2 protein-coding genes are annotated in these 2,186 nt (G+C 73.1%); one reads left to right on the top strand and one right to left on the bottom strand.

Going from position 1 to position 2,186, the window contains the following annotated elements; translation table 11 throughout:
• Positions 1 to 182: 182 nt before the first annotated feature.
• Positions 183 to 629, top strand: a complete 447-nt coding sequence (locus ACFWJO_RS38060; protein WP_386872729.1) for a universal stress protein — start codon at positions 183 to 185, stop codon at positions 627 to 629.
• 102 nt (positions 630 to 731) lie between these two features.
• Here the strand turns inward: ACFWJO_RS38060 and ACFWJO_RS38055 are convergent, their stop codons facing one another.
• Positions 732 to 1,925 carry a CapA family protein gene (locus tag ACFWJO_RS38055; RefSeq protein WP_386872727.1) on the bottom strand — a complete coding sequence of 398 codons (1,194 nt, stop codon included), beginning with the start codon at positions 1,923 to 1,925 and terminating at the stop codon, positions 732 to 734.
• Positions 1,926 to 2,186: the final 261 nt, after the last annotated feature.

Genomic DNA, 2,186 nt, shown 5'->3' with positions numbered 1-2,186 from the left:
GTGGCGAAGACCCCGACGGCGGCGGTGGCGCCGAGGGCGGCGGCGAGCCGCAGCAGCGACCGGCGCCCCGTGGTCGTCTCATCCTTTTTCATGACCAATGGTTCGTACGGAGGACGGCGCGGGGCGCGCAGCGACACCGGCCGCCCGTCCGAATCCACCTGTTGAGCCGATAGCCTCGAAGGGTGAGCGGATTCGAACGAGGTACGGACGGCCCGAAGGTGATCGTCGCCGGGGTCGACGGCTCCGCGTCCTCGCTGCGCGCGGCGGCCTACGCGGCCGGACTCGCCCGGCGGCAGAACGCGCTGCTCGCCCTCGTCTACGTCCAGCCCGTGCTCGCGGCGGGCGCGGCGATGGGCGCCCCGGTCGCCGGGGCCACGGAGGAGATCGCCGAGGGCCTGGTGGCGGAGATCCGGGAGTCCGCGGAGCGGGTGAAGGAGATCTTCCAGGTGCGCTGGGAGTTCCACACCTTCCGCGGTGACGCGTACGCGGGTCTGGTCTCGGCCGCCGACGAGCTCAAGGCGGACGCGGTGGTGGTCGGGGCCTCGGAATCGGCCGGTCACCGCTTCGTGGGCTCGGTCGCCGTCCGCCTGGTGAAGGCGGGCCGCTGGCCGGTCACAGTGGTGCCTTAGGTCTTCTCTTCCGGTTCTCGGCCGGGTCCCGGAAGAAGGGCCCGGGTCTCGCCCCGGGCCCAGGGCGGGGCCTCAGCTCCCGCCCCGGGGCGCCGGGCCGGGCTACTCCCCCGCCGCCAGTCCGTCGCGGGCCGCGCCGCGGGAGAGGACGACCTCGCGGATGGCGTCGCGGGTCTCCGTGTACTGCTCCTCACCCTTTCTGACGGCCGCGTTGAGGTTGACCACCCGGCCGCGCGCGGTGTCGAAGAGCTGCGGGACGAACTCGGCCTTGCGCACCTCCCAGCGGCCGCCGGGCGCGGCGGGCGGAACGAAGGTGAAGCGGGCCAGGGTGCCCTGATTGCCTCGGGGGTCGTACGAGCCGTTGTGGTTGATCATGTCTCCGGCGATCTGGTCGCCCATGCCGTAGACGATCCAGGTGCCGTTGACCTTCTCGTAGGCCTGGGGGACATGGGCGTGGGTGCCGATGATCAGGTCGATGTCGGGGCGGCCGCCGGTGTTCGACGCGGTGAGGGCCTGGCCCAGGGAGAGCTGGCGCTCGTCGGGCGCGGACTGCCACTCCGTGCCCCAGTGGACCGACACCACGACGACGTCGGCGCCGGCCTTGCGGGCGGCCCGGGCGTCGGCGACGATCTTCTGCTCGTCGATGAGGTTGACGGCCCAGGGCTGCCCCTCGGGCAGCGGGTAGCCGTTGGTGTCGTAGGTGTAGGCGAGCTGGGCCACGGTCGCGCCGCCCGCCTTGAGCAGGGTGGGCCGGGCGGCCTCCTCGGCGCTGCGGGCCGAGCCGGCGTGCCGTACGCCCGCCTTGTCGAGGGCGTCGAGGGTGCGGCCGAGGCCGGCGGCGCCGTCGTCGAGGGTGTGGTTGGAGGCGGTGGAGCAGGAGTCGTAGCCGGTCTCCTTGAGCGCGACGGCCACCTCGGGCGGCGACTTGAAGGCCGGGTAGCCGGTGTAGGGGCCGCCCTCCGCCCCGTACACGGTCTCCATGTGGCAGATGGCGAGATCGGCGCCGGAGACGACGGAGCGGACGCCGGCGAGCATGGGCCGGAAGTCGTAGCCCGTGCCGCCGGCGTCGGCGGCGGCCTGCCGGATGATCGAGTCGTGCGGGAGGACGTCGCCGGAGGCGACGAGGGTGAAGGGAGCCGGTCCGGCGGAGGCCGCCCCCGGCGCCGCCGGCCGGTGCGAGGGTTTGGCCGGCGCCGCCGGGCCGTGGGACGAACGGTCCGCGGCGGCGCAGCCGGTGGCCGCGGCGAGCAGGACGGCGGCGAAGGCCGCCGCGCCGGTTCTGGTGCGTGGGGTCATCTGCCGAACTCCGCTGATTCATAGGATGAACATCTGTTCATGCGAATTCACAGCGGACGAAGCCCCCAGTCAAGGGTCAATGCCGCAGAGGGTGGGAAACCCCGCTGAATCGGACGCACCGCTTCCGTCCGGCCGTTCGCCGACCGCTCGCCGAACCGTTCACCGCTCGGTGCGACCGTTCGTCGCAGACATCCGCCCGCTCTCTGTCCGCCGCCGCCCGGATGCGTTCGTATACGGCACCATGACCACGGCACTGACGGC

Origin of the sequence: Streptomyces sp. NPDC127092, from assembly GCF_042722475.1 — a bacterium.
Lineage (GTDB): Bacteria > Actinomycetota > Actinomycetes > Streptomycetales > Streptomycetaceae > Streptomyces.
The sequence above is the reverse complement of the archived record's forward strand: the minus strand, read 5'-3'. Positions and strand labels throughout refer to the sequence as shown.